This window comes from Pseudarthrobacter sp. PvP004 (assembly GCF_017876035.1).
Lineage (GTDB): Bacteria > Actinomycetota > Actinomycetes > Actinomycetales > Micrococcaceae > Arthrobacter > Arthrobacter aurescens_A.
Window position 1 is genome coordinate 4041003 of the sequence record NZ_JAGINL010000001.1, and the last position, 26630, is coordinate 4067632.

Below are 26630 nucleotides of genomic sequence, written 5' to 3' on the forward strand. Positions count from 1 at the left end.
CCAAGGAGCATCGGGAGCCGGGTGGATTAGCTGGCGTCGAGGGGTTGAACCGGCGATCATCCAAATGGTTGATTCCCGCCCTGGAGCGTTGAATCCGGGGCGGTTTGCACAACGCCGGGGATACGCTGGGAAGCATGCAGTCTCCCGCTGGCGCCGCCACAATCCTCCGCGTGCTGCGCGTGAGCCTGCATGTCGGTTTCGCGGTCCTGCTGCTGGTGGCAATCGTTCGTTTGCTGACTGGCGTGGGAACCGCCGGGACGCCCTCGCCGGTGGCACTGACCGCCGGTTTGGGGCTTTCCGCCCTGCTGGCTGCCGTCTATCTCGCCGGAACCGTTCTGGAGAAGCGCCATTCAAGCGACCCCTCGCGGTTCAACCCCTCAAAGTACGCACGCTGGTGGCTTGCCGCGGTGATGCTCTTGTGGTTGCTCCTCCTCCTGGTCAGCAGCGACTTCGCATGGGTGGCGTTCCCGCTCTTCTTCCTGCAATTGCACCTGCTCCCCCGTGGACTCGCGTTACCCGCGATTGCTGGGAGTACTGCCCTTCTGGTGGGCACGCTGTGGTTCCACAGCCGGGGATCGTCCGACGGCGGCCTGCAGCTTTCGATGATCCTGGGACCGGTGTTCGGGGCCGTCTTTGCGGTGGTTACAGGGCTGGCTTACCGGGCACTGTTCCTGGAAGCCGAAAACCAACGCACAGTTGCCGACGAGCTGCGCAGGACACGCGCCGAGCTTGCCCGAACCCAGCACGACGCCGGAATGCTGGCTGAACGTGAACGGCTCGCCCGGGAAATCCACGACACCTTGGCTCAGGGCTTCTCAAGCATTGTGCTGATGGGCAGGTCCGCGGAGAAAGCCTTGGAGAGCAGCGATGTGGAGACGGCGAGGGAGAGCTTGAAAATCGTTCAGGACACAGCATCGGCCAACCTTGCCGAAGCGCGGAGCTTTGTGCGCGGCTTGCGTTCACCGGATCTTGAGCAATCGGGACTCGTGGACACGCTCCGACGACTCTGTGAAAAAACGGAGACGGAAGCTGCTGCCCGGGGTTCCGCGTTGCGCTGCCGCTTCGAGCTGGTGGGTGCGCCCGTAGAGCTGCCGAATACGTACCAGACCACCTTGCTCCGGGCGGCCCAGGCTTCCCTCGCGAACGTGTGGGCGCATGCCCACGCTCGGGCCGCCGTCGTGACGCTGTCCTTTCTGGGCGCGGAGGTGACGTTGGATGTTTTCGACGACGGCATAGGTTTCGAACCGTCGACGGCGGCAGGTATAGCGCGTGGCGACGGCACCGGCGTCGGGCTTCAGAGCTTGCGTGAGCGGCTTGCCGCGCTGGATGGCAGCCTGGAAATCGAGTCGGCTCCGGGCGAAGGGACAGTGGTTGCGGTCCGGATGCCGTTGCCGGTGGATGAAGGTGCTGTGTGAGTGATATTCGGGTGCTGTTAGTGGACGACCATCCCGTGGTCCGGGCCGGACTCCGTGCGATGCTCGCCGACTTTCCAGGCGTCACCGTGGTTGCCGAGGCATCTGAGGGTGATGCCGCGCTGGTGGAACTCAGCAAGCTGCATACCTTGGGCGAGCCCGTGGACCTGGTGCTCATGGATCTGCAAATGGGCAGCGGCATGGACGGTGTGACGGCCACGGAGAAGATCAAGGCCGGCGAGGGCGGTAATCCCCCGCCACCCGTGTTGATTCTGACGACTTACGACACCGACGCCGATATCCTCGCCGCAGTGGAGGCTGGCGCCAGCGGCTACATGCTGAAGGACGCGCCGCCGGAGCAGATTCGGCAGGCTGTCCTGTCCGCCGCGGCCGGGCAAACCGCGCTGGCGCCCGAGGTCGCGGCGCGCCTCATGGGACGCATCCGGAACCCCTCACCGGCGTTGAGCGGCCGGGAAGTCCAACTGTTGGAGCTCTTGGCGACGGGAATGAGCAACCGCGCCATGGCCAAGCAACTCTTCATATCCGAGGCCACGGTGAAGACTCACCTGGTGCATATCTACTCCAAGCTCGGGGTGGACAACCGTACGGCAGCCATTGCCGTCGCTACGCAGCGCAGGATTATCCGCGGCCACTGACTCCCCTAGGTGGATAGGCAATTTTGGTGAAACGGTTGACCTTTGCCTTTTTTGCAGTGACGATTAGTGCACGTTTCGCTATGAGTTAGATCACAAAAAGTCACTCGTCGAAAGTTGGCCCCACATGTTCGCACCCTCCTTGGGCTTATCCGGCGCTGCTCCCAACAGCGCCGGCTACTCCAGAAAAGGCTCGTTAGCCAGGAAGGCCGCCTCCCTCGGCTTGGCCTCGCTACTCCTCGCAGGAACCATCCCCGCTCTCACATTTGCCACAGCCGCCAATGCCGCTCCCGGCGACCCGGCATCCATCAAAACCGTCACCCCCGAAGTCCCAGTCGATGCCGCCGGAGTACCCCTCGGAGCGGTGACCGGGTTCACCCAGTCCGGAAACGTCGTCGACCTTTCCGCTGAAAAGGGCGCCATCAGGGTCACGTTCCTGGACGACGGCAACTTCCGTTTGGAAGCTGACCCCAGCGGAAAGTTCACCGACCCGGCCAACACCGACCAAGGCGACCCTGCCAGGACTGCCAACATCGTGGTGGGCAAGGACAAATTCCCCGGCAGCACGCCCACCGTAACGGATGGCGATTGGCTGGTTTTGAAGACCGCAAAGATCAGCGTCGAGATCAGCAAGGCCACAACCCAACTCCGCGTCCTCAGGGCTGACGGCTCGCTGGTTCTGGAGGAGTCCGCGCCCATCACCTTCGGCGCCAACTCGGCCACACAGCACCTCGCCCAGCAGGACGGCGAACAGTTCATCGGTGGCGGCATGCAGAACGGCCGCTCCGTCCACACCGGCGCTCTGATCAACATCGCCAAGAACTTCGACTGGGACGACGACGGCTACCCCAACGCTGTGCCCTACTACATGTCCTCCAAGGGCTACGGAGTCCTCCGCGACACGTTCGCCCGCGGCTCCTACAACTTCGCTGGCCAGCCCACCACTACGCATGAGGAAAAGCGTTTTGACGCCTACTACTTCGTGGGTGACTACAAGCAGTCCCTGGGCGCCTACACCACGCTGACCGGCAAGCCGATGATGCCCCCGGTCTACGCTTTGGAGTACGGCGATGCTGACTGCTACAACCGCTCCAACCCGGGCTACTCCTCCTCCGGTTACGGCGATCCCGACGGCGCCAAGCAGAAGACCCCCGACGCCATCAAGACCGCGCGGAAGTTCGTTGAGAACGACATGCCCGCCGGCTGGATGCTGGTCAATGACGGCTACGGCTGCGAGTACCAGCAACTTCCGGAAACCGTGAGCAACATCGAGGAAGAAACCGACCTCAAAGTTGGCCTGTGGACGCAGCGCTCGTTGACCAACCAGGAATACGAAGTGGGCGAGGCCGGTGTCCGGCTCCGCAAGCTGGACGTCGCGTGGGTGGGCCAGGGCTACCGCCAAGCGCTCACCGGTTGCGAAGCGGCGCACGGAGGCATCGAACAGTACTCAAATGCCCGCGGCACCTCGCTGATGGTTGAAGGCTGGGCCGGCTCCCAGCGCTGTGGCATGCAGTGGACGGGCGACCATTCAGGAAACCTCGACGCCGTCCGCTGGCAGGTCTCGGCCCTCACCGGCGCCGGCAACTCAGGTTTGGCGTTCACCACCGGTGACGTTGACGGCATCTTCGGCGGCTCTGCTGAGTCGTACGTTCGCGACCTCCAGTGGAAGGCTTTCGCCCCGGCGCTCTACTCCATGTCCGGCTGGGCTGCGACGGACAAGCGTCCGTGGCTCTACGGCGACGAGGCGACTGCCATCAACCGCCAGTACCTCCAGCTCCGCCAGCAGCTCATGCCCTTCATTTACACGCTGGCTCAGGAGTCATCCACAAGCGGGGTTTCCATGATGCGTTCCATGGCCCTTGAGTTCCCTGACCAGGAATGGTCCTACGGTGCCGAGGCGAACAACCAGTTCATGCTCGGTTCCGATTTCCTTGTGGCCCCGGTCTTCACCCAGACCGATGTCCGCAATGGCATCTTCCTCCCCGCAGGCCAGCAGTGGGTGGATTACTGGACCGGCAAGCTCTACCAGGGCGGCCAGATCCTCAACGGTTACAACGCACCGCTGGACAAGCTGCCGGTCTTCGTTCGTGCCGGTGCGGTGATCCCGCAAGGCATCGTGGCCCGCAACGCCTCGTTGGTTCCGGAAGATTCCATGATCACCTTGGACGTCTACGCCAAGGGCCAGGACACCTTTACTTTGTACGAGGACGATAAGGTGACCCGCGAATTCAAGGATGGCAAGTCCTCCAGCCAGCTCTTCTCCGTGGATGCCCCAGGCACAGGCAACAGCAGCGTCAAGGTGTCCATCGGTGAGCGGAAGGGTGAGTACACCGGCAAGGCGGCGGCACGTCCCTATGAATTGAAAGTCCACGCCGGCGCAGCGCCCAAGGACGTGAAGATTGGCGGCACCAAGCTGGCCCAGCACTCCACGCAGGCAGCCTACGCCGCGGCAACCACCGGCTGGTACTTCGATGAGGCCAACAACGGCACCATCTGGGTGAAGACGGGCTCCATCGCCTCCAACCAGTCCGCCACTGTCCAGCTCCAGCAAGCCGGTCCATTGGGCGGCAAGAGCCAGGAGGACGTTGCAGCTGAGGTTCGCGTGACAACCGGCCAGCAGGTTTTCCAGGATCAGGAAACCACGGTCACGGCGGCGTTCGTGAACACCGGAACCAAAGCCAAGACCAACGTCGTCCTGACCCCGATCCTGCCTGAGGGCTGGACTGTGGTGTCTTCTTCCGGCGCAACCGCGGCGAAGGTCGACGGCGGTGCGACCACCACCGCAACGTTCGTCATCAAACCCGGCTCCAGCGCAAAGGCGGGCCAACAGACTGTGCGGGTCTCGGCGTCGTACGTTGCTTCGGACGCGAACCAATCGGTGACCGGCGGCAACCAGATCTACGTAGCCTTTGGTTCTCTGGCCGCGGCGTACAACACCGTTTCGGTCACCACGGTGGCAGGTAAGGCGCTTGGAAACTTCGACGGCGGCGGGGCCACCTTCGCTGCCGAGCAGCTGGCCGCCGCCACGGTTCCTGCCGGCGGAGTCCGGCCGGGCAGCACGGTGACAGTGGACGCCGGAAAACCGACGCAGGTTGACTACACGTGGCCGGCCGTCGGACCCGATGTCCCCAACTCGGTGGCGTTGTCCGCGCAAACCATTGCCGTCAAGGGCAAGGGAACGCACTTGGCAGTCCTTGGATCCGCTGCAGTAGGCAATGGCACCAGCCCCACCCTGACACTGACATATGCCGATGGAAGCATGGAAAATCAGTCCATCTTCTTCCCCAACTGGCTGCAGCCGTCGGTTCTTAACGGCGCGGTGCTCGCAGTGTCAGAGCAGGGCCGCAACAACGCCAACGGGCCCTCGCCGGAGTACACGCAATACAAGTACCAGGCGTTCTCCAACACGGTCCGGCTCAACCCCACCAAAGAGTTGGCATCCGTCACCCTGCCCACCGACACCCGAGTGAAGTTCTTCGACTGGAAAGTGACATCGCAGCCGCTGCCGGACGTACCGGTTGGCTCCGTATATGCCTCGGAAACGCCGTGGGTGCAGGCTTTGAACGGCTACGGCGTGATTGGCAAGAACGTGGCGAACAAGGACTCGGCGTCGTCCCCGGACAAGCCGTTGGCCATCAACTACACGGACCCCGCAACCGGTCAGCAGCCTGTGTTCAGCAAAGGTCTGGGTGTGCACGCGGCGTCCAAGATCACCTATTACTTGGGCGGCAAATGCACCTCGTTCACCTCCCAAGTGGGCCTTGAGAGCGGTTTCGGCGGCAACATCATCTTCAAGGTCAACACCGACGGCGTGAACAAGTACCAGTCGCGCACGTACACTCCGGGATTCGCGCCGGAGGCCGTGGTCGTTGACCTCACCGGCGCCGCCTATGTGGAATTGGTGGTGGACCCCTCCGGATCCATCAACGGGGCACATGGTGTGTGGGGTGATGCCAAGTTCACTTGTGCTTCGTAACCTGACGTGAAGATCGCCGTCGCTCGCCAACTCCAGCCTGGGTGGCGGGCGGCGGCTGTCCGTTTAACGGGCACCACAAGAAACTGTCAGTGGAACCGGGCATAATGTCGCAAATGGGGAAATTGAGAAAACACGGTCTTGTCCTTGGTCTCGTATCGCTGGTGATGGCTGGTTCGCTGACTGCCTGCGATGACGGCCGCACCGGTGCGGAGGGAGCAGCCAAGCAGCTCGCCTCCTCATTGTCAGCGCTCGACGTCGGCTCGCTCGCCGTTGAGGGTAAGGACGCTGCCGCGGCCAACGATCAGCTCAAGGCGGTTTTTGAGGGACTCGAGGCCAAGCCGTCGGTGGCATCCGGTGACGTCAAACTCGACGGCGACACCGCAACTTTCCCCCTGAACTACAGCTGGAACATCGGCTCGGCCAAGTGGGAGTACAGCTCCGAGGCCACGCTGAAGAAGTCCGGCGACAAATGGGCTGTCCAATGGACACCGGCCCTCCTTGCTCCGGAACTCTCTGAGGGTGAGACCCTTTCCGTCAAGACAGTTCCCGCCCAGCGCGGCCAGATCCTGGGTGCAGGAGATGCCCCGATCGTTGAGGACCGTCCCGTCTTCCGTGTTGGCATCGACAAAACCAAGGTCCCCGCAGAGCAAGCCGACGCCTCAGCACGTGCCATGGCTGCACTCCTCGGGCTGGACGCAGAAGAGTACGCCAAGCAGGTTGCTGCGTCAGGTCCGCAGGCTTTCGTGGAAGGCCTCGTCCTCCGCGCGTACACGGCGGAGATCACTGAAGCGAAAATTGAGGCCATTCCCGGCGGTTCGAGCATCCTCGACTCCATGGCTTTGGCACCAACCCGCACTTTTGCGCGGGCATTGCTGGGCAGTGTTGGCCAAGCCAGCGCCGAACAAATTGAGAACTCCAACGGTGCGCTGCGTGCTGGAGACACCACGGGTACCGGCGGCCTGCAGCAGAAGTACGACTCTTTGCTGCGCGGCAAAGACGGCGTGGAAGTAGTTGCCACGCCTGAGGTGAAGTCTCAAGGCGAGACGCCCGGCACCAGAGTGTTCTTCTCGTCGCTCCCAGCCCCTGGCACTACGCTCAAGACCACGCTTGACCTGAAACTCCAGCAGTTGGCCGAAGAGACCTTGGCCGGTGTTGGGCCGGCGTCGGCCATTGTTGCCCTTAAACCATCAACCGGAGCTGTCCTTGCTGCAGCGTCCGGACCCGGAAGCAACGGCTACAACACGGCACTGCTGGGCCAGTACGCACCGGGCTCCACGTTCAAGATCGTTGATTCCCTGGCGATGTTCCGGAACGGCGCAACCCCTGATTCCAAGGTTGAGTGCCCATCCACGCTCACGGTTGACGGCCGGACGTTCAAGAATGCCGAGGGCTACCCGGAGAGCTCACTTGGTTCGGTGGCCTTGCGCGACGCATTTGCGCACTCCTGCAACACCGCCTTCATCAACGCCCGCGACTCCGTCAGCCAAGACCAACTCGAATCCGCGGCCCAGGCTCTGGGCGTAGCGGTTGAAGCACCCAAGCTGGGTGCTGACGCGTTCCTGGGTTCGGTTCCCGGTGCCGCGGAAGGCACCGAGCACGCCGCTTCCATGATTGGCCAGGGCAAGGTGCTCTTTTCCCCGCTTTCGGCCGCAGTCATGGCAGCTTCCGTTGCTAACGGCGCTCCTGTTTCTCCGCAGCTCGTGCTGAACGCCGACGCCGCCCAGAACCCGGACACGGGCCAGGACCCCAGCGCCGGCGCCACGCCCACAGAAGGCGGCACCGCGTCGCCGTCGTCCGCTTCAGTAAGTGCCGTTCCCGTATCACCGGCGTCCACCAAGCCGATCACCAAGGAAGAAGCTGCTGCCCTGTCCGACATGATGCGGGCTGTCGTGACCTCCGGCCACGCAGGATTCCTGGCCGAAGTGCCCGGGACGCCGGTAGGAGCGAAGACCGGTACCGCAGAGTTCGGCAACGACAACCCACCTAAGACGCACGCGTGGATCGTCGCGACGCACGGGGACCTGGCAGTTGCCGTGTTCGTGGAAGAAGGCGGCCTGGGTGCCACCACCAGCGGGCCCCTGCTGAAGTCATTCCTTACCGCGGCTGGCTGACTTTGGAAGGCGTCCGCGCCCTCCAGAGAAGCAAGGCCGTTCGTGGGATAGGCCAAAGGACAGCCAAAACCAGGACAGGTACCAAGGAAATCCCGACGTCGGGAAACTGGCGGATGATGACGGCCACATTGGTGTCGAACCTCGCGGGTGCGTAAAGGAAGCACAGCCATAGCGCGAACGCATCAAGGAGGAGGGCGCTGACGGCCAGGGTGGGTGGCTTCCACGTCCGGGACCTTCCGCGGTCCCGAAGCAGGACAGAGAGTGAAAGCCACAAACTGAGCAGCTCCGCGAGAAGCAGTCCCAGCGCGACCGCCCAGCTGTAGCGCTGCAGCCAGTCTTCTTGCACCATCGTGGGTACGGGTGACTGTCCGTGGAGAATCCGCAGGACATTGCCATCAATGACTTTGAGCCGCGAGGGCGCGGACGTGTCATTGGCGTTGATGACCAACGCGATACCGATACCGGAATCGGGAATCATTGCCAAGTAGGTGTGCGAGTTGCCCCATTCGCCCTGGTGTTCCAGCAGTAGCGGCAACTCTGAATCCTGTGGTTGCTTGGCTGGATCCGCGGACTCCACAAGTGGGCGGGTGAACCATCCCATGCCGTACCCCTTGGAGCCGTCTACCTGCACGCCAGGCTCGAACATCGCGATCACGCTGTGCGGCTGGAGGATGCGGGCGTCGCCGTACCGCCCTTGCCCCAGCAGTGCTGTTAGCTCGTGACCCAAGTCCTCGGCGGAGGAGTACATAGTGGTGGACGGCATACCGGTGGAGGGCGCAGGAACATCCGTCTGCCGCCAAAATGAGCCGAACCACAAGGAATACCCGGCAGCCACGTTGTCTGCGCGGGCAGCCGCTTGCGTCGGATGGCTGTGGGTCATGTTCAAGGGTTCAAAGATGTGCTGCCTCATGTAATCGCCGAAAGGTTGGCCCGAGACTGTCTGCACCAGGAGACCAAGAATGTTGTAGTTCGCGTTGGCATACCCGAAAGCTTCCCCGGGTGACCTGGCCAGAGGCGAGCCTGACAAAGCACGCACACCATCTTCAAGGGCTTCCGGGCCTTGCGCGTCGCTGCCTTCAAACGCCGTGTCTGCTGATGACATACCGCTGCTTTGGTGGAGCAAGTGGCGGACGGAAATTCCGGATGCGCGGCTGTCCTTCAACGCAAACCACGGCAAGTACGTCCGCACAGGTTCATCCAATTCCAGCCGACCAGCCTCAACTTGCTGCATCACGGCGATTGCCGTCAGTGACTTACTGGTGGAAGCCAAGAGCAGGGGCGTGCGGACCGTCATGGGCCTTCCCGAATCGTCAGCACGGCCAAACGCAGCAGAATGCACCTGCACACCGTGCTGGACAACCACCACAGCGGCGCCGGGAATCCCTAGGGTGCCGAGCTGGTCTTGCAGGAAGGCGTCCAACTCCCCGTAGGCTGACCCTGCGATGACGGCATTGTCCGGAGCCGGAGTAGTGGAACCTCCCAGAACGGCGGCGGCAAGGACACACGACACTAAGCCGCGCGATGACCATCGAGAAACCCGCATGCCGCACCTGCACTTCGGCTGACCGTCCTTTCACGGTAAGGCGGGGGGACGTGGAAAACAATGCTCCGCCAACCGCGCGCGAAGTCAGCCCACGCACCCACGCCTAGTGCCGCCGTCGAGCGCCAATCCGCCGCCGTGGGAGGATTGAAACGTGGCCCATATTGACGTTTCCGGCATCGACTACTTCCTCTCCGACGGCACCCAGCTGCTCAACGGGGTGACTTTCAAGGTCCCCGATGGCACCAAGACGGCGCTCATCGGCCCCAATGGCACGGGCAAGACCACCCTGTTCAAAATCATCTCCGGGGATCTCACGCCGGACGAAGGCGTTGTGGGCCGTTCCGGAAACATGGGCATCATGCGCCAGTTCGTCGGCCAGGTCCGCGACGAATCAACCGTCCGCGACCTCCTGGTTTCCACGGCACAGGCCGGCCTCGCCGCCGCTGCCAAGGCCGTGGAGCACGCCGAGCTCGCCATGATGGAGCACGACGACGAGCCCACCCAGATGAAGTACGCCCAGGCAATTGTGGACTGGGGAGATGCCGGCGGGTACGACGTCGAAACCGTCTGGGACGAAGTCTGCATGGCAGCACTCGGAATTTCCTTCGACAAGGCACAGTTCCGCCGCGCCTCGACGTTGTCCGGTGGCGAGCAGAAGCGCCTGGTGCTCGAGGCCCTGTTTGCCGGTCCGGATGAGCTCCTGCTCCTCGACGAGCCGGACAACTACCTTGACGTGCCCGGCAAGCGCTGGCTCGAGGGGAAGCTCAACGAGTCCAAGAAGACCGTGCTGTTCATTAGCCACGACCGCGAGCTGCTCAACAACGCGGCCGGCCGCATCGTTACGCTTGAACCCGGCATCAACGGTGCCGGGGCATGGATCCACGGCGGAGGCTTCGGCTCATACGTGGAGGCACGCGCCGACCGCAACGCCAGGTTCGAGGAACTCCGCAAGCGCTGGGACGAGGAGCACGTAAAGCTCAAGGAACTCGTCAACATGTACAAGAACAAGGCAGCCTTCCGTTCCGACATGGCCAACAGGTACCAGGCAGCGCAGACCCGCCTTGCCAAGTTCCTGGAAGCTGGGCCGCCCGAGGCCCTGCCGATCGAGCAGAACGTCAAGATGCGCCTCAAAGGTGGGCGAACTGCCAAGCGCGCCGTTGTAGCCGAGAAGCTCGAACTGACCGGACTGATGAAGCCGTTCTCCACGGAGATCTGGTTCGGCGACCGCGTTGGCGTGCTGGGATCCAACGGCTCCGGTAAGAGCCACTTCCTGCGCCTCCTTGCCACCGGCGGCACCGACCCCGAACGCGAGCACCTGCCAGTGTCCGACGTCGTGATCGCTGAAGTGCCGCACGAAGGGGCCGTTAAGCTCGGCGCCCGCATCAGGCCCGGATTCTTCGCGCAGACGCATGTGCGCCCTGACCTTCTGGGCCGTACCTTGTTGGAGATCCTGCACCGCGGCGACGAACACCGGTCCGGCCTTCCTCGTGAGGCTGCCGCTGGAGCCTTGGATTCGTACGGCTTGGCCGGTCAGTCCGAGCAGAAGTATGAGTCCTTGTCCGGCGGCCAGCAGGCTCGTTTCCAGATCCTGCTGCTGCAACTTTCCGGTGCCACCCTGTTGCTGCTCGACGAGCCCACGGACAACTTGGACCTGCACTCGGGCGAGGCTTTGGAACGAGCAATCGATGCTTTCGAGGGCACTGTCCTGGCTGTCACACACGACCGGTGGTTCGCCAAGTCCTTTGACCGGTTCCTGATTTTCGGCTCCGACGGCAAGGTCTACGAATCCGAGGAACCCGTGTGGGACGAGAAGCGGGTGGAGCGCGCCCGGTAGTTCCGACGCTCTCTCACATAACAGCCCTTTCTGGCCGACGCTCTTGCAGTTGCTGCAAGAGCGTGTCCCTTTAAGCCATGGGATGCGAGAGAGCGTTGGATGCGCAAATGATCACTTATAGTGATTAAATGAGCAATTCTTGCTAAGGTTGAAGCATGGGAACTGCTGACCGCCACCGGCTCATTGGCGAGCTGCTGCGTACACGCGAAGAAGCCACAGTGGACGAGCTCGCCCAAGCTACGGGAGCCTCCGGGGCCACCATCCGTCGAGACCTCGAAATCCTCGCAGCAAACGGAGTTCTCAAGCGCGTCCATGGTGGTGCCCGCAGCTTGCTGGCACGGGGAGACAATCCCGGCTACGGACAGCGCGAACTTGAGGACCACGAGGCAAAGGTCCGCATAGCCCAAGCCGTAGATCCACTGATCAAGGACCGCGAGCACGTGTGGCTGGATAGCGGTTCCACGGCCACGGAGATCGCACGCCGCCTGAGCCACCGGGCACTCACGGTGATGCCCATGTCCTTGCACGGGGTGGAGGCGCTGACGCGCAACAAGGATGGCCACGCACCGGAGCTCATACTCCCCGGGGGTCGCCTCACCCCCGGGGAACAGTCGTTCAGGGGACCCATGACCGAATCCAACGTTCGCTCACTGAGGTTCGACACCGCCGTCGTAACCCCCTGCGCCCTCAACCTCAAGGACGGCCTTCTGGCGCACGACCTAGAGGACGCCGCCGTTAAGCGCGCAGGTCTGGAATCGGCGGCGAGGGTGATTGTGGCTGCCTCAAAAAGCAAGTGGAATGCCACCGCAGTAGCACTGGTTGCAGCCATGGACACCGTTGCCGTGATCGTGACAGACCAGGAACCATCCCCCGAAGATCTTGCCCGGCTCAACAAACTCTCCGTGGAAGTTGTGATTGCATGACCACCAACACCAGAAGCACCACCAACGTCAACGCCGCTGCGGTGGCGACGTTCCTGATCTTCGGCATGAACGGTTTGGTCTTCGCCAGCTGGGCTGCCCGCATCCCCGCCGTGACCGAGGCACTCAGCCTGACGTCCGGCCAGATGGGCACTCTGTTGCTCTGCACCGCCGTCGGGTCCTTGCTGGCGCTTCCATCAGCCGGATGGGTGGTGGGCAGGATCGGTACAGCCAATACGGTCCGGGTGGCCGGCATCGTGGCGGGGGCTGCCGGCGCGGCCATTGCCTTCTCACTGATGGCCGCGTCCGTTCCGGGCACAGCCGTTGCCCTCTTCTTCTTCGGCATCGGTATCGGCCTGTGGGACGTGGCGCAGAACATTGAAGGCGCGGACGTCGAACACCGGCTCAAGCGCACCATCATGCCGCAGTTCCACGCTGCCTTCAGCGGTGGCGCGTTCTTGGGCGCACTGATCGGTGCCGGCCTCTCCCAACTGGGTGTCGGCTTGCCTGAGCACCTGTTGGTCATCGCGGCCATCGCCGTCACCTTGGCGCTGACGGTCCCCAAGTACTTCCTGCCGCACGAGGTCGAAGAAATTCACGACGGCGGCGCGGCGGCTGAGAAGGGCCCCACGGCTTGGAGGGACGGCAGGACGCTGCTCATCGGCGTCGTGGTGCTGGGTGCCACCCTTACCGAAGGTGCGGGCAACGACTGGATCGCGAAGGCTGCAGTGGACGGGCTTGGCGCCTCGGAGTCCACTGGCGCATTGCTGTTCGCGCTCTTTGTCCTGGCCATGACCGTGATGCGGTTCCTGGGTGGCAAGGCAATCGACAAGTTTGGACGAGTGAACGTCCTCCGGGCAAGCATGGCCGCGGCCGCCGTGGGCCTCGCATTGTTCGTCTTCGCCGGCAATGTGATCCTGGCCGGCCTTGGTGCGGCGCTGTGGGGCATCGGCGCGGCGTTGGCCTTCCCCATGGGAATGTCGGCCGCAGCGGATGACCCCAAGCATGCAGCGGCTCGGGTGTCTGTGGTTTCCACCATCGGTTACATAGCGTTCCTAGCCGGCCCGCCCCTCTTGGGCTACCTCGGCGACCACACCGGAATCCATCTGGCTTTGCTGGCCATTGGCGCGCCTATTTTGCTTGCTCTGTTGCTTGCCGGCGTCGCGAAGCCTTTGCCGCCCAAATAGTCCGCCCGTCCGCGCGATCATTCTCCTTGATGCATATATCGCGTAAACGCCACCACATCAGCAGGACAATGCCGGCAGCCAGACAGGCGCCGCCCAGGACGTCACTCAACCAATGGGCCGACAGATAGGTGCGGCTGATCATCATCGCGAGGATTCCGGAGACGGCCAACAGTGCCATCCATGATCGACCAATGAGGATGGCGAGCACCATCAGGAACGCCGTGGTGGTTGATACATGCCCCGAGGGGTATGAGCCTGTATCGGTGAGCACTTTGGCACCTTCCGGCCTGTCCCTACCCACCACAGCTTTGGCGAGCTGCGTCAGTGCCAGTACGGCGATGCCGCTTGAGGCGGCGAACACCGCGGCCATAGGTCGTTGCCATATGAGGAGCGAGATCGCGAGCACTACGTGGAAGACCAGCATCCCCGCATACCCGGCCCAGTTGAGGACAACGTTCACGCCATCCCAGAAGGGTGAGTGCAGGCTGAAGGCGTAGGCCTGCCAGGTAACGTCCACGCCGTTGAACGCCGGCTCGCCTTGCCCGGCCATCACCAGTATGCCCGGCACTGCGAAAGCGCACAGCAGGAGCACTCCGGGCGTGACCAACTGCCAGGCGGGCCGTTGACGAGGACGGAGTACACGAATCATCCATTCATCGTAGCCACGGCAGCTGGGCGGCACCGGCAAGGGTTAGTGTGATGGGATGCGAGGCTTCTTGGGCAAAGGCCCCAAACGGATTGCAAGATTCGACCATTTCCTGGTCCGGGCTGTGTCCCGGCAACCCCAGGGTGATCACGACGTGTTTTTCCGAGAACTCTCTGCCGCGGCAACCAAAGGCAAACTGTGGTTCGGCATAGCGGGGATTATGGCCACGTTCCCAGGGAAGCCCCGGAGGGCAGCCCTCCACGGACTCCTCGCCCTGGGCGTTGCCTCCGGGGTCACAAACCTGGTCTTCAAAACGGCACTCCCGCGCAGGCGGCCACTCCCTGAGCACCTGCCACTGTTCCGCTTCGTGAATCCACAGCCGACGAGTTCCTCCATGCCGTCAGGCCACTCAGCGTCTGCGGTGGCGTTCGCGGTGGGTGTCGGCATGGTCTCGCCCGCACTCGGCGCCGCACTGGCACCGCTTGCTGCGGGGGTTGCCTACTCGCGCGTGCACACGGGGGCCCATTGGCCCTCCGATGTGGTCTTCGGTTCCGCTCTCGGTGCGGGAGCGGCACTGCTGACCCGCAAGTGGTGGCCGGCCCGACCACCCGAACCGACGCCGCGCCGGACGCCTGCGGAAGCTCCCGCAATTTCCGACGGCGAGGGGCTGGGTATTGCGGTCAACGTCCTGGGCGGGTCCTACTCCCCCGAGACTGCAGAGTTATTGAAGGTTATATTCCCAAAGGCTTATATACGCGAAATTTCCGAAGGTGAAGACGTAGCTGCTGAGATCGATGCAGTGGCAACCCGCCCAGGCACCGTTGCACTCGGCGTCTGGGGCGGTGACGGAACGGTTGGCACTGCGGCGGCTGCCGCCGTCGAGCATTCACTCCCGCTCTTGGTGCTTCCAGGCGGAACGCTCAATCACTTCGCCCGCGACCTCGGCACCGGTTCGATTGACGACGCGATCGATGCCGTGACCAAAGGACACGCAGCGTCCGTCGACCTGGGGCACGTGGTGGTGCAACGGGGACTACCTGAAATGCCGGAAACCACAGAGCTGGGCATGCTGAATACGGCGAGTGTCGGCGTCTATCCAAACCTGGTTCGACGTCGGGAGAGACTGCAACCTGCCATGGGTAAACCGCTGGCCAGCGTGGTGGCATCGCTGCGCACCTTCGGCGTGAACTCCCCCACCACGCTGCTGGTGGACGGGGTAAAGCACAAACTCTGGATCCTCTACATGGGCCGGGGCAGGTTCTATCCCAGCGACCACGCACCACTTCGCCGGCCGGTACTGGACGACGGTGTTTTCGATCTGCGCATGATCACTGCGGACGAGCCATTCGCCCGGGCGCGGCTGCTGTGGGCGGTGGTTACCGGCACCGTCGCCGCCTCCAAAGTCACCCACCTGACCGAGGCCACCACCATCACGGTGGAGGCTCTTGGCCAACCGCTGGTCCTGGCCGTTGACGGGGAGCCGAAGCCCGGGGTCCGCCGTGCCACGTTCACTGTGAAACCGCGCGAGCTCACCGTTTACTCGCCGTTGCCCGTCGACTGAGCGAAAAGCCCGGGTTTCAACGCGGCAGGTCATCCGCGAGGACTACCCTGACTGAACCCTGAATCATCCCTGAGACAGGCGATTTACGTCCCCTCCGTGAGTAGCGTTGTAGGTACATTCAAAACTCACTTGCACACACATGTGCTCCGAGGAGGGAACGCTTCCATGATCGAAGCAAAAGGCCTGACCAAGGTCTACGGCGAGAAGACCGCCGTCGGCGGCGTCAGTTTCACTGTCCAGGCCGGACGGGTGACGGGCTTCCTGGGCCCAAACGGTGCCGGAAAGTCCACAACCATGCGCATGATCATGGGGCTTGACTCTCCTACGGCGGGCTCTGTGACCGTGAACGGTGAGCCGTTCGCCCAGCACAAGGCGCCGCTGCGTGAAATTGGCGCCCTCCTGGACGCCAAGGCTGTCCACACGAGCCGCACGGCTTACAACCACCTTCTTGCCATGGCAGCGACCCACAGCATCCCCAAGAGCCGCGTCCGTGAAGTCATTGAGATGACGGGCCTGGGCGATGTCGCCAAGAAGAAGGTCAAGGGATTCTCACTCGGAATGGGCCAGCGCCTTGGCATCGCAGCAGCGCTGCTGGGTGACCCGCAGACCATCATCCTGGATGAGCCGGTGAACGGCCTCGATCCTGAAGGCGTGGTCTGGGTCCGCAACCTCGTCAAGTACTTGGCCTCCGAAGGCCGCACAGTCTTCCTGTCCAGCCACCTCATGAGCGAAATGGCACTGACGGCAGACCACCTGATTGTCATCGGCCGCGGCAGGATCATCGCCGACGCACCTATCGCCGAAATCATTACGGGCAAGGGCAACGCCCGGACCAGGGTCCGCACCGATCAGCCGGAACGCCTCATGCAGCTCCTGGCCGGCACTGGCGTTTCCGTGGAGGTCCACGAACGCGAACTGCTGGAAGTTTCAGGGCTTGATCCCCGCGGCATCGCCCGTACGGCCCTGGACAACCAAGTGATGGTCTACGAGCTGACACCGCTCCAGGCAAGCCTGGAAGAGGCCTACATGGAACTGACCAAGGACGAGGTCGAATACCACTCGCACATCACCGCCGGGGCCTCGGTTCCCGCTCAGGCCGGAGGGAAATAGACATGAGCACCACCACATTGGACCGCAAGTCCATCCGCAACTCCGTCGGTCCCGGACCGGCATTCCATCGTGTACTCAACTCGGAATTCATCAAGTTCCGTACTCTGATGTCCACGCTGATCCTCCTTGCCTCCACGGCACTGGTCATGGTGGGCTTCGCAGCCCTCTCAGCGTGGGGAACAGGCCAGTTTGCGGAGCAGGCCGCGGCGGATCCCGAAGTCGCAGCAGCCATGGCCGCCCAGGGCGGGGACCTCGCCGTCAGCATCCCCACCTCGGGTATCTCGTTCGCCCAGCTCATCCTCGGTTCCTTGGGCGTCCTGCTCATGAGCTCCGAGTTCACCACCGGCATGGCACGCTCCACCTTTGCCGCCGTCCCCAAGCGGCTGTCGCCTTTCCTGGCGAAGCTCATTGTGGTCATGGTCAGCGCTTTCCTCCTGACAGCGGTGTCCATTTACATCGCCGGCCTGGTGTCGCTTCCCATCGTTGATAACTACGACCTCAAGCTGGACCTTGGCAGCTCACAGTCCATCAAGCTCCTTCTGGTCAACAGCCTCTACGTGGCAGCCGTGGCAGCAATCGGCATGGCCCTCGGAACCATCGTCCGTAACTCGGCCGGCGGCATCATGAGCCTGGTGGGACTCCTGTTCGTTGCGCCTATTGCCTTCCAGCTCATCCCCGGCGACTTCTTCAAGGAAGCCAACAAGTACCTCCCCACGAGCACCATCACGCCCATGACCGCCGTCGAGCATGTCCCGGACACGCTGGAAGCGTGGCAGGCCGCGCTGGTTCTTGGCGCCTGGGTGGTTGTGCCGGTGGCCCTGGCCATGATCCTGCTCAAGAAGCGGGACGTCTAGGACGGGTTGCCGTCTAGGCTCAATTCATGACTGAAGCTCCACAGATGAAGGACGCGTCGGCCACCACGGCCGACGCGTCCTTCGCTGAAATTGCCCAGCGCCGCAGGGGCCGAATACGGCGTTACTTCTTCAAACGGCCCCGCGCGATGGATGCAGTGGTGGTCCTTTGCTACCTTTTGTTGGCGCTGCCCACCATCATTCCGTCGGTCGTCGACGGCAAATGGCTCGTGGTGGCGATACTGCTGTTGATCGCGATCGCGTTGTTCTTCAGGCGCCCGTTTCCTCTTCAGGTGGTTCTCGCTGTCGCGCTTCTGGAAATAGCGGCCACCATCCTGAACCCTTGGGGATCGAATGTTTCCGCAGGTCTATGGTTCGCGCTCTATGCCGTGGCGTCACTCCGGAAGCGTGCGTTGGCGCTGGTGGTTTTCGCCGTAGCCAGCTTGCCTCTGAGCCTGCTCTACCTGTTCATGTGGACGAGTCCCAGCGAGATGGACAACCTGCAGGACGTTCCGGAGAACTTCCACCTCATCAACAACATCGCCACTGCGGTGACCATCATGCTGTCCAACCTTTTGGCCACAGGCATCGGCATTTCGGTGCGCCAGCGCAGGGAACATGAAGCCGAGATTGCGGCGTGGGCCGCGCGAACCACCCAGCTTGGCAAGGTCACCGAGCGCAACCGAATTGCCCGGGAAATGCACGACGTCGTGGCGCACTCGCTGACAGTGATGATCAGCCTTTCGGACGGTGCCGCCGTGGTGGTCAAGAAAGATCCGGAGCGCGCCGGTGACGTGCTCGGAGAACTATCCCGGACGGGAAGGGCCGCGCTGGCCGACATGCGCCGCGTACTCGGCGTTCTGCGGGATGATTCCGGGCGACCGGCACCACTGACACCCCTTGAATCCGGGCAGAACCTGGCGAAACTCTTGGACGGCTTCCGGACAGCCGGACTGCCGCTGCACTACGCCCACACGGGGCCGGGCCTCCCGGCTGACCCGGCCTTCGAACTCACTGTCTATCGGATCGTGCAGGAGTCGTTGACCAACGTCCTGCGGTACGGGCGCTCGCTCAGCCGCGTTGATGTCCAGGTGGCTCGCGATGGTGATTTGGTCACCATTGACGTGCTCGACGACGGCCGCGGAACCCGTGAGGGCGGCAGCGAATCCGTGGGCAGCCTGGGGACCGGGCAGGGAATCGCTGGAATGAATGAACGTGCCGGAATCTATGCTGGAATCGTTACTGCCGGTCCAGGAAAACGGGGAGGTTGGGCAGTCCATGCCGAGCTCCGCTGGAACGGCGAAAAGGGGGAATCATGATCGAAGAAGTCATCAAAGTGCTGCTGGTGGACGATCAGCCACTGCTGCGGATGGGCTTCCGGCTCATTCTTGAAGGTGAAGAGGACGTCCATGTGGTGGGCGAGGCTTCGGACGGCATCGAGGCTGTTCGCCAAGTAGAAGCCCTGCAACCTGACGTCGTTCTGATGGACGTCCGCATGCCCGGCATGGACGGCATCGAGGCAACCAAGCAGATCACGGATTCAGGCTCCGACGCGCGGGTCATCATCCTGACCACGTTCGACCTCGATGAGTACGCCTTCAGCGGGCTGCAGGCGGGGGCGTCCGCGTTCCTGCTCAAGGACGTTGCCCCCTCTGAGCTGGTTCACGCGGTGCGCTTGGTGGCCAGCGGCGATGCCGTGGTGGCCCCGAGAGTCACGCAACGGCTGCTTGAAACGTATGTACGCGGTGGCGTCGTGCCCGGTCACTCGCCCACTTCGCACCGCGACCCGCTCTTGGACGAACTCACCCCGCGGGAAACCGAAATCCTCACCACCATCGCGGAGGGTCTCTCCAACGCTGAGATCGCCCACAAGTTCTTCCTTTCCGAGGCCACGGTGAAGACCCACGTCCGCCGGATCCTGAGCAAGCTGCAACTGCGGGACCGGGTGCAGGTTGTGGTCTACGCCTACGAAACCGGACTCGTGGTGCCCAGCAACCCGGACTACTGAGACATAGCCGCGGCACAGTTTCACCATGTACAACGCACAGGCGCGGCGCGTTTCATGGAGGCATGACAACTCCTCACCCCGACCACGACCGCGGCCTTGAATTCGATCTCTCCACGCTCTTAACTCGGCGCCGCAGCTTGGGGCTCCTCTTCGGCGCTGGAACGGCAGCAGCCCTCGCAGCCTGCACGCCGGGAACGGGGGGCGGCAGCGCGTCGCCGTCGAGCACTGCCACCGCCAGCGCTACTGCCACGGCGACGGAAACCACGACGGCGGCTGCGTCACCTTCCGCGTCGGCCACGAGCACGGTGACCCGGGCGTTCGCAGAATGCGGAGTGGAGATCCCGGAGGAGACGCTGGGGCCCTACCCGGGCGACGGTTCCAACGGCCCCAACGTGCTCGAGGCTTCGGGAGTAGTCCGTCGCGACATCAGGTCCAGTTTTGGCACCTCCACCACCAAGGCTGAGGGCGTGCCGCTGACAGTGACCTTGACGCTCCTGGACAACGCGAACGGTTGCGCTCCTCTGGCCGGTGCCGCCGTGTACGCCTGGCACTGCGACAAAGACGGGAAGTATTCGCTCTACGATTCGGGCTTGGAGAACGAGAACTACCTCCGAGGCGTGCAGGAAGCAGATGCCAACGGCCAACTGACTTTCAGCACCATCTACCCGGGAGCGTACAACGGCCGCTGGCCACATATTCACTTTGAGGTATTCGAATCCATGAGCAATACGACTGCAGCCGGACAGGTGCTGACGGTCTCGCAGATCGCACTTACTGAGAAGGCTTGCAAGGAGGTCTATGCGACGGCCGGTTATGAATCCAGCGCCAAGAACTTCCCGAATACCACCCTGACCTCGGACAACGTCTTTGGTGACGATGGAGGCATATACCAGCTGGCGACTATGTCCGGTTCTGTCGCGGGCGGTTACACGGCCGCGCTGAACGTCACCGTCTAGCCCGGCCGGCAACGAAAGCGGGGCTAGACTCGGGGGCATGCCTTCGAATGCCTCCGCAGCAGTTGACCACATCAAGGACCTGGGCGAGTACGTATCGGCGTCGCCGTCGAGCTTCCACGCTGTGCACGAAGCCGCGCGCCGACTCGACGCCGCGGGCTTCACGGGATTGGATGAACTGCAGCCGTGGGACGGCGGAGCAGGCAAGTTCTACGTGATCCGTGATGGTGCGCTCATTGCCTGGGTGACTCCCGAAAACGCCGGCCCCACCACTGGTTTCAACATCCTTGGTGCACACACCGATTCGCCGTCGTTCAAGCTCAAGCCGAAGCCCACCACAGGTAAGTTCGGTTGGCTGCAGGCCGGTGTGGAGGTCTACGGTGGGCCGCTGCTCAACTCCTGGCTGGACCGCGAACTGCAGTTGGCGGGCCGCTTGGTACTGCGCGATGGAACCCAGCACCTCACGGCCACCGGACCCCTCCTCCGTTTCCCGCAGCTTGCCATTCACTTGGACCGCGGCGTCAACGACAACGGACTCCACCTTTCCAAGCAGCAACACATGAACCCCGTCTTCGGCCAGGGGGACCCAACCGGTGAAGATCTTCTGGCACTGCTTGCCGATCGCGTTGAGGGCGCCACTGTGGACGCTGCCGAAATCGGCGGGTACGACGTCGTGGTGGCAGACACGCAGGCACCGGCGGTTTTCGGGGCCAAGAGTGAGTTCTTCGCTTCCGGGCGCATGGATAACCTCTCCTCCACACACGCTGGTTTGGTGGCGTTGGTAGCGCACGCAGCCGATGCTCCGGCAGGGGGCCCGATCGCCGTCCTTGCTGCCTTCGACCATGAAGAGATCGGCTCCAACTCCCGGTCCGGCGCCTGCGGCCCCATCCTTGAGGACATCCTGGTCCGCATCTCCGACGGCCTGGGCGCTACGGTGAGCCAGCGGCGGCAGGCTTTGGCGGCGTCGTTCTGCGTTTCTGCGGACGCCGGCCACGCTGTCCACCCGAACTACGCGGAGAAGCATGACCCCGCAAACAAACCGGTGTTGAACGGCGGTCCGCTGCTGAAGATCAACGCAAACCAGCGCTACGCCACAGACGCGACGGGCGCCGCCGTCTGGGCAAGGCTCTGTGATGAGTCTGACGTTCCGTACCAGGAGTACGTCTCCAACAACGATCTCCCGTGTGGTTCCACCATCGGACCCCTCACAGCTACACGCTTGGGCATCCGGACGGTGGATGTGGGGATTCCGCTGCTGTCCATGCACTCTGCGCGGGAGTTGTGCGGTGTAGAGGATCCGAAGAGCCTTTCGACTGTTGCGGAGCTTTTTTTCCGTACTGCCGTCTAGGCTGAAGCGTCAAACACTCATTTCAGGGGCATGACAAAAGTTTCCTATAAGAAACTTTAGATGCCTTGAGGGTTACATTTTGTGCACGGCCCCTGTTTGAGGGAGTGCAAAATGTTCGGGTGCACAGGATTCGGTGCGGTGTCGCAGGCTAGCGTGAACTAGTCATGTGGCCAGTGGCACACCACTGCGGCCAACCCCAAACCTAAAGGACGGCGCCGATCCATGCACGCTGACCAACAGCTTTCCAAGTCCCTGAAGCCACGTCACCTCTCCATGATCGCCATCGCCGGCGTCATTGGAGCTGGCCTGTTCGTAGGCTCCGGCGCTGCCATTCAGCAGGCCGGCCCGGGCATCCTCGTGGCTTACCTGGCTGCAGGCCTCGTGGTCATCCTCGTCATGCGCATGCTTGGTGAGATGGCTGCGGCCAACCCCGAAACCGGATCCTTCTCCACCTACGCCGACAAAGCCCTTGGCCGCTGGGCCGGATTCAGCATTGGCTGGCTCTATGCCTGGTTCTGGATCATCGTCCTTGGCATCGAAGCTACGGCCGGTGCCGCCATCATGCACCGCTGGGTTCCCGGCGTCGACCAGTGGATCTGGGCCCTTGTGCTCATGGTGCTCCTGACGCTGACCAACCTCGGCTCCGTGAAGTCCTACGGTGAGTTCGAGTTCTGGTTCGCATCCATCAAGGTGGCCGCAATCGTCATTTTCCTGCTGGCCGGAATCGTTGCCATCCTTGGCTTCATGCCGGGCGTTTCGGCACCCGGCGTCGCCAACCTGCTGGATCAGGGTGGCTTCATGCCAAACGGTCCCGGCGCAGTTCTTGCGGGCATCCTCGTGGTGGTCTTCTCCTTCTTTGGCGCCGAAATAGCCACCATTGCCGCCGGCGAGTCCGAGAACCCGGTGGACGCCGTCAAGAAGGCCGTGAAGTCCACTGTGTGGCGCATCCTGATCTTCTACATCGGCTCCATTGCCATCGTGGTGACCCTGCTGCCTTGGAACGACGCCTCCGTGGCCAAGAGCCCCTATGTTGCTGTCATCGAGCTCTACGGAATCCCGGGTGCCGGCACCATCATGGACATTGTTGTCCTCACCTCGGTGCTCTCCTGCCTCAACTCGGGCTTGTACACCGCCAGCCGCATGCTGTTCTCGCTCTCGCAGCGCGGCGACGCTCCCAAGTCCTGGATGAAGATCTCCAAGCGTGGGGTTCCGGCCGCGGCCGTGCTCGCTTCCACCGTGGTGGGGTTCCTCACCGTTGGCGCGAACTACATTGCCCCGGACTCGGTGTTCCTGTTCCTCGTGAATACCTCGGGTGCCATCGCGCTCTTCGTGTGGTTGGTCATCGCGACGTCCCAGCTCATACTGCGCAAGCGAATGGGTGCAGCCGCCAAGGAGCTCGACCTCAAGATGTGGTTCTTCCCGTACCTCACATGGATTGCCATCGGCGCCATCGTGGCACTCATCATCGGCATGGTCATCATCGAATCCACCCGCGAATCGCTGTTCCTGTCGCTGGCGTTGGCCGCGGTTGTAGTGGGCATCGGCGTGCTTCGCTACCGCAATAAAGGCAACACGCCCGCCACTCCGGTGCTTGGCGGGGAAGTCGAGCGCGCCAAGATCGGTTCCTGACCGCCGTCGCCTTTCTGCAGCGGGACAGCCGCCGTCATTGCTCGACGGCGGCTGTCCCGCTTCGCTTTATTGTTTGGCTTGCTCAGGGCGCTTCTTGTCGGCCTGCAGGATGCCGTCCTGGACGCCTGCACGAACCACGAAGTACAGAAAATAGAGGGCGATCGCCGAGAAGACGACCCTCAGAACCAGGGCATTCAAGGGTGTTGCATCCATGGCCCCAACCCTAGCGGGAGGCTTTCACGGCCTCAGGAATCCACGGATTGCCATTCTTCGTGTTAGTGTCTTTGACGCTGTCAAGGAGAAAATGGAAACATGTTCTCCTGATCACCTTGCGCGGGTGGCGGAATGGCAGACGCGCTAGCTTGAGGTGCTAGTCCTCGAAAGGGGGTGGGGGTTCAAGTCCCCCTCCGCGCACAAAGAAACCCCCGGAAGTTGATCTTCCGGGGGTTTTGTCGTTCCTGGGTACTAGCCGCCCGGCCCGGGGCGGCCAGCCCTCAGCCGCCAGCACTCAGCCGCCCGGCCGCGGCGCGAACATGATGACGCCTACGCCCACGATGCAGATGGCGGCGCCGATCACGTCCCAGCGATCCGGCCGGAAGCCGTCCATCAGCATTCCCCAGCCGAGTGATCCGGCAATGAACACGCCGCCGTAAGCCGCGAGGACCCGGCCAAAGTGCGCGTCGGGTTGGAAGGCCGCGAAGAAACCGTAGATTCCCAGCGCCACCACGCCGAGTCCTGCCCACCACCACGCTTTGCCTTCGCGCACGGCCTGCCAGATCAGCCAAGCTCCGCCGATCTCTGCGACGGCTGCCAAAACGAAGAGAATGGTGGTCTTCAGAACGGTCATAGCCCCAGTATTCCGTGCTGCCCCACCAGGTTATCCACATACGTAATCTGGCTGGTTCCTCCCACGGATCCCGCCGAATAGCTTTGAGTGCAGGAGATGCACTAAGATATTGAAGTCTGTGTTACGCCCTCTTGCCGTGTTTTCGGCCGGGGAGCGCCAACGCAGCATCGCAAATGAACCTCCTGTTACGGAAATACCGTAACCGCTTAGCCCAAAGGAGGTGGGTTCACATATGCGTCCTTACGAATTGATGGTAATCATCGACCCCGAGGTCGAAGAGCGTACCGTAGAGTCGTCGCTTCAGAAGTTCCTCAATGTCATCACCACCGATGGTGGAACCATCGAAAAGGTAGACATCTGGGGCCGTCGCCGTCTGGCGTACGACATCAAGAAGAAGTCCGAAGGTATCTACGCCGTGGTGAACTTCACCGCAGCACCGGCTACCGCCAAGGAACTTGATCGCCAGCTGTCTCTCAACGAGACGATCATGCGCACCAAGATCATCCGCCCTGAAGACCAGAAGGTCGTTGCTGAGTAATCAGCCCCTTTCAGGTCTTTACCCCGCAGGAACGAACAAGGAGGCAGTAGATGGCAGGCGAAACCACTATTACGGTCATCGGTAATCTCACCAATGACCCCGAGCTGCGGTTCACCCCGTCTGGCTCAGCAGTAGCGAACTTCACCATCGCTTCTACTCCCCGGACCTTTGACCGCCAGTCCAATGAGTGGAAGGACGGGGAAACCCTGTTCCTCCGCGCATCGGTATGGCGCGAAGCAGCCGAGAACGTGGCCGAGTCCCTCACAAAGGGCATGCGCGTCATCGTTTCCGGCCGTTTGAAGAGCCGTTCTTACGAAACAAAAGAAGGCGAAAAGCGCACCGTTATTGAGCTTGAGGTCGACGAAATCGGCCCCAGCCTGCGTTACGCAAACGCCAAGGTCAACCGTACCCAGCGCTCCGGCGGTGGCCAGGGTGGCTTCGGCGGCGGTAACGCCGGTAATTCCGGTGGCTTTGGAGGTGGCGCTCCTGGTGGAAACCAGGGTGGCGGCAACTCCGGTGGAACCTGGGGCGGCAACCAGCCCGCACAGCAGCAGGATGACCCTTGGGCTACGCCCGGTGTCAGCAATGCTGGCGGTTGGGGAAACGGCCCGGATTCCGAACCTCCCTTCTAAACACCAAATAAACGTCCGACGCCGGACGCTCACCGGAACTGCCGAAAGGCACCATGGTGACAACCGCCGTCGAACACCACCATCCCGTGGATCAATATCCACGGGCTCCATAGAAAAGGAGCTCCACGATGGCTAAGGCTGAACTCCGTAAGCCCAAACCAAAGTCCAACCCCTTGAAGGCCGCTGACATCACTGTCATCGACTACAAGGACGTAGCATTGCTGCGCAAGTTCATCTCCGACCGCGGAAAGATCCGCGCTCGTCGCGTCACTGGCGTTACCGTTCAGGAACAGCGCAAGATCGCCCAGGCAATCAAGAACGCCCGCGAAGTTGCTCTGCTGCCTTACTCCGGCGCTGGCCGCGGCTAAGGGAAGGGATTAACTAACATGGCAAAGCTCATTCTGACCCACGAAGTAACCGGTCTCGGTGCTGCTGGCGACGTTGTGGAGGTTAAGGACGGTTACGCACGTAACTTCCTGCTGCCCCGCGGCTTCGCTCTGACCTGGACCAAGGGTGGCGAGAAGCAGGTTGAGTCCATCAAGGCTGCCCGCGCCGCTCGTGCGCACGCTTCTGTTGAAGCTGCCCAGGCCCAGGCCCAGGCTCTGTCCTCCAAGAAGGTCAAGCTCGAGGTGAAGGCCGGCGAGTCCGGTCGTCTCTTCGGCACCGTCAAGCCTGCTGATGTCGCTGCTGCTGTTGAGGCTGCTGGCCTCGGCGCCATCGACAAGCGCAACGTTGAACTGCCGAACCACATCAAGTCTGTCGGTTCGTACACGGCCAACGTTCGCCTGCACGAGGATGTTTCCGCTGTTATCGACCTCGAGGTCGTTGCAGCAAAGTAGTCTCTGACTGCACCTGAAGACCCCCGCTACCG

23 protein-coding genes and 1 tRNA gene are annotated in these 26630 nt (G+C 62.5%); 20 read left to right on the forward strand and 4 right to left on the reverse strand.

Features of this window, described 5'->3' with window-relative positions:
* The first annotated feature begins 134 nt into the window (after nt 1-134).
* The 4 genes from J3A64_RS18345 (at nt 135) to J3A64_RS18360 (ending at nt 8152) form a co-directional block, all read left to right on the forward strand.
* Nucleotides 135-1415 carry a sensor histidine kinase gene (locus J3A64_RS18345; protein ID WP_210065246.1) on the forward strand — a complete coding sequence of 427 codons (1281 nt, stop codon included), beginning with the start codon at nt 135-137 and terminating at the stop codon, nt 1413-1415.
* Entirely contained in the window at nt 1412-2068 is a 657-nt protein-coding gene (locus J3A64_RS18350) for a response regulator transcription factor (RefSeq protein ID WP_011776773.1), read from the forward strand. The genes J3A64_RS18345 and J3A64_RS18350 overlap by 4 nt, the downstream gene beginning before the upstream one ends.
* 124 nt (nt 2069-2192) lie before the next feature.
* Nucleotides 2193-6041 carry an NPCBM/NEW2 domain-containing protein gene (locus J3A64_RS18355; protein ID WP_210065248.1) on the forward strand — a complete coding sequence of 1283 codons (3849 nt, stop codon included), beginning with the start codon at nt 2193-2195 and terminating at the stop codon, nt 6039-6041.
* A 113-nt stretch (nt 6042-6154) separates the two neighbouring features.
* Nucleotides 6155-8152 carry a penicillin-binding transpeptidase domain-containing protein gene (locus J3A64_RS18360; RefSeq protein ID WP_210065250.1) on the forward strand — a complete coding sequence of 666 codons (1998 nt, stop codon included), beginning with the start codon at nt 6155-6157 and terminating at the stop codon, nt 8150-8152.
* Here J3A64_RS18360 and J3A64_RS18365 read toward each other — a convergent pair.
* Nucleotides 8136-9695 carry a serine hydrolase gene (locus J3A64_RS18365; RefSeq protein ID WP_210065252.1) on the reverse strand — a complete coding sequence of 520 codons (1560 nt, stop codon included), beginning with the start codon at nt 9693-9695 and terminating at the stop codon, nt 8136-8138. The genes J3A64_RS18360 and J3A64_RS18365 overlap by 17 nt on opposite strands.
* Nucleotides 9696-9846: 151 nt before the next feature.
* On the opposite strand from J3A64_RS18365, the gene J3A64_RS18370 reads away from it, so the two are divergent.
* From J3A64_RS18370 to J3A64_RS18380, 3 genes are all read left to right on the forward strand, one after another.
* Nucleotides 9847-11529 (forward strand): ABC-F family ATP-binding cassette domain-containing protein, encoded by a 1683-nt coding sequence (locus tag J3A64_RS18370; protein ID WP_210065255.1) that lies wholly within the window; start codon nt 9847-9849, stop codon nt 11527-11529.
* 155 nt (nt 11530-11684) lie between these two features.
* Nucleotides 11685-12452 (forward strand): DeoR/GlpR family DNA-binding transcription regulator, encoded by a 768-nt coding sequence (locus tag J3A64_RS18375; protein ID WP_210065256.1) that lies wholly within the window; start codon nt 11685-11687, stop codon nt 12450-12452.
* Nucleotides 12449-13636 (forward strand): MFS transporter, encoded by a 1188-nt coding sequence (locus tag J3A64_RS18380; RefSeq protein WP_210065258.1) that lies wholly within the window; start codon nt 12449-12451, stop codon nt 13634-13636. The genes J3A64_RS18375 and J3A64_RS18380 overlap by 4 nt, the downstream gene beginning before the upstream one ends.
* Here J3A64_RS18380 and J3A64_RS18385 read toward each other — a convergent pair.
* Nucleotides 13581-14285, reverse strand: a complete 705-nt coding sequence (locus tag J3A64_RS18385) for a phosphatase PAP2 family protein (RefSeq protein WP_210065260.1) — start codon at nt 14283-14285, stop codon at nt 13581-13583. The genes J3A64_RS18380 and J3A64_RS18385 overlap by 56 nt on opposite strands.
* Nucleotides 14286-14340: 55 nt before the next feature.
* Between J3A64_RS18385 and J3A64_RS18390 the strand changes: the two genes are divergently transcribed.
* From J3A64_RS18390 to J3A64_RS18425, 8 genes are all read left to right on the forward strand, one after another.
* Nucleotides 14341-15843 carry a phosphatase PAP2 family protein gene (locus J3A64_RS18390; RefSeq protein WP_011776765.1) on the forward strand — a complete coding sequence of 501 codons (1503 nt, stop codon included), beginning with the start codon at nt 14341-14343 and terminating at the stop codon, nt 15841-15843.
* A 165-nt stretch (nt 15844-16008) separates the two neighbouring features.
* Nucleotides 16009-16953, forward strand: a complete 945-nt coding sequence (locus J3A64_RS18395) for an ABC transporter ATP-binding protein (protein WP_011776764.1) — start codon at nt 16009-16011, stop codon at nt 16951-16953.
* 2 nt (nt 16954-16955) lie between these two features.
* The gene (locus J3A64_RS18400; protein WP_011776763.1) at nt 16956-17807 is read left to right on the forward strand and encodes an ABC transporter permease subunit; all 852 of its coding nucleotides are present in this window, start codon (nt 16956-16958) and stop codon (nt 17805-17807) included.
* A 26-nt stretch (nt 17808-17833) separates the two neighbouring features.
* Nucleotides 17834-19123 (forward strand): sensor histidine kinase, encoded by a 1290-nt coding sequence (locus J3A64_RS18405; RefSeq protein WP_210065262.1) that lies wholly within the window; start codon nt 17834-17836, stop codon nt 19121-19123.
* A complete protein-coding gene (locus tag J3A64_RS18410; protein WP_011776761.1) occupies nt 19120-19812 on the forward strand; it encodes a response regulator transcription factor in 693 nt (230 codons plus the stop codon). Before J3A64_RS18405 ends, J3A64_RS18410 begins: the two co-directional genes overlap by 4 nt.
* Nucleotides 19813-19874: 62 nt before the next feature.
* Nucleotides 19875-20768 (forward strand): intradiol ring-cleavage dioxygenase, encoded by an 894-nt coding sequence (locus J3A64_RS18415; protein WP_210065264.1) that lies wholly within the window; start codon nt 19875-19877, stop codon nt 20766-20768.
* A 37-nt stretch (nt 20769-20805) separates the two neighbouring features.
* Complete coding sequence (locus tag J3A64_RS18420; protein ID WP_210065266.1) at nt 20806-22113, forward strand: M18 family aminopeptidase; 1308 nt, start codon at nt 20806-20808, stop codon at nt 22111-22113.
* 222 nt (nt 22114-22335) lie between these two features.
* Nucleotides 22336-23742, forward strand: a complete 1407-nt coding sequence (locus J3A64_RS18425; protein WP_210065267.1) for an amino acid permease — start codon at nt 22336-22338, stop codon at nt 23740-23742.
* A gap of 66 nt (nt 23743-23808) precedes the next feature.
* On the opposite strand, the gene J3A64_RS18430 is transcribed toward J3A64_RS18425, so the two are convergent.
* Nucleotides 23809-23955, reverse strand: a complete 147-nt coding sequence (locus J3A64_RS18430) for a hypothetical protein (protein ID WP_210065269.1) — start codon at nt 23953-23955, stop codon at nt 23809-23811.
* Nucleotides 23956-24073: 118 nt separating this feature from the next.
* On the opposite strand from J3A64_RS18430, the gene J3A64_RS18435 reads away from it, so the two are divergent.
* Nucleotides 24074-24156: transfer RNA gene (locus J3A64_RS18435), tRNA-Leu, on the forward strand.
* Nucleotides 24157-24250: 94 nt separating this feature from the next.
* Here J3A64_RS18435 and J3A64_RS18440 read toward each other — a convergent pair.
* Nucleotides 24251-24589, reverse strand: a complete 339-nt coding sequence (locus J3A64_RS18440; protein ID WP_014923317.1) for a YnfA family protein — start codon at nt 24587-24589, stop codon at nt 24251-24253.
* Between the two features lie 232 nt (nt 24590-24821).
* Here J3A64_RS18440 and rpsF point away from each other — a divergent pair, with 232 nt between their 5' ends.
* The 4 genes from rpsF (at nt 24822) to rplI (ending at nt 26598) form a co-directional block, all read left to right on the forward strand.
* Complete coding sequence (gene rpsF / locus J3A64_RS18445; protein WP_011776755.1) at nt 24822-25127, forward strand: 30S ribosomal protein S6; 306 nt, start codon at nt 24822-24824, stop codon at nt 25125-25127.
* Between the two features lie 50 nt (nt 25128-25177).
* Nucleotides 25178-25759 carry a single-stranded DNA-binding protein gene (locus J3A64_RS18450; RefSeq protein ID WP_011776754.1) on the forward strand — a complete coding sequence of 194 codons (582 nt, stop codon included), beginning with the start codon at nt 25178-25180 and terminating at the stop codon, nt 25757-25759.
* A gap of 128 nt (nt 25760-25887) precedes the next feature.
* On the forward strand, nt 25888-26127 hold the full coding sequence (gene rpsR / locus J3A64_RS18455; RefSeq protein WP_003800144.1) for a 30S ribosomal protein S18: 240 nt from the start codon (nt 25888-25890) through the stop codon (nt 26125-26127).
* An 18-nt stretch (nt 26128-26145) separates the two neighbouring features.
* Nucleotides 26146-26598, forward strand: a complete 453-nt coding sequence (rplI, locus tag J3A64_RS18460; RefSeq protein WP_011776753.1) for a 50S ribosomal protein L9 — start codon at nt 26146-26148, stop codon at nt 26596-26598.
* Nucleotides 26599-26630 lie beyond the last annotated feature (32 nt).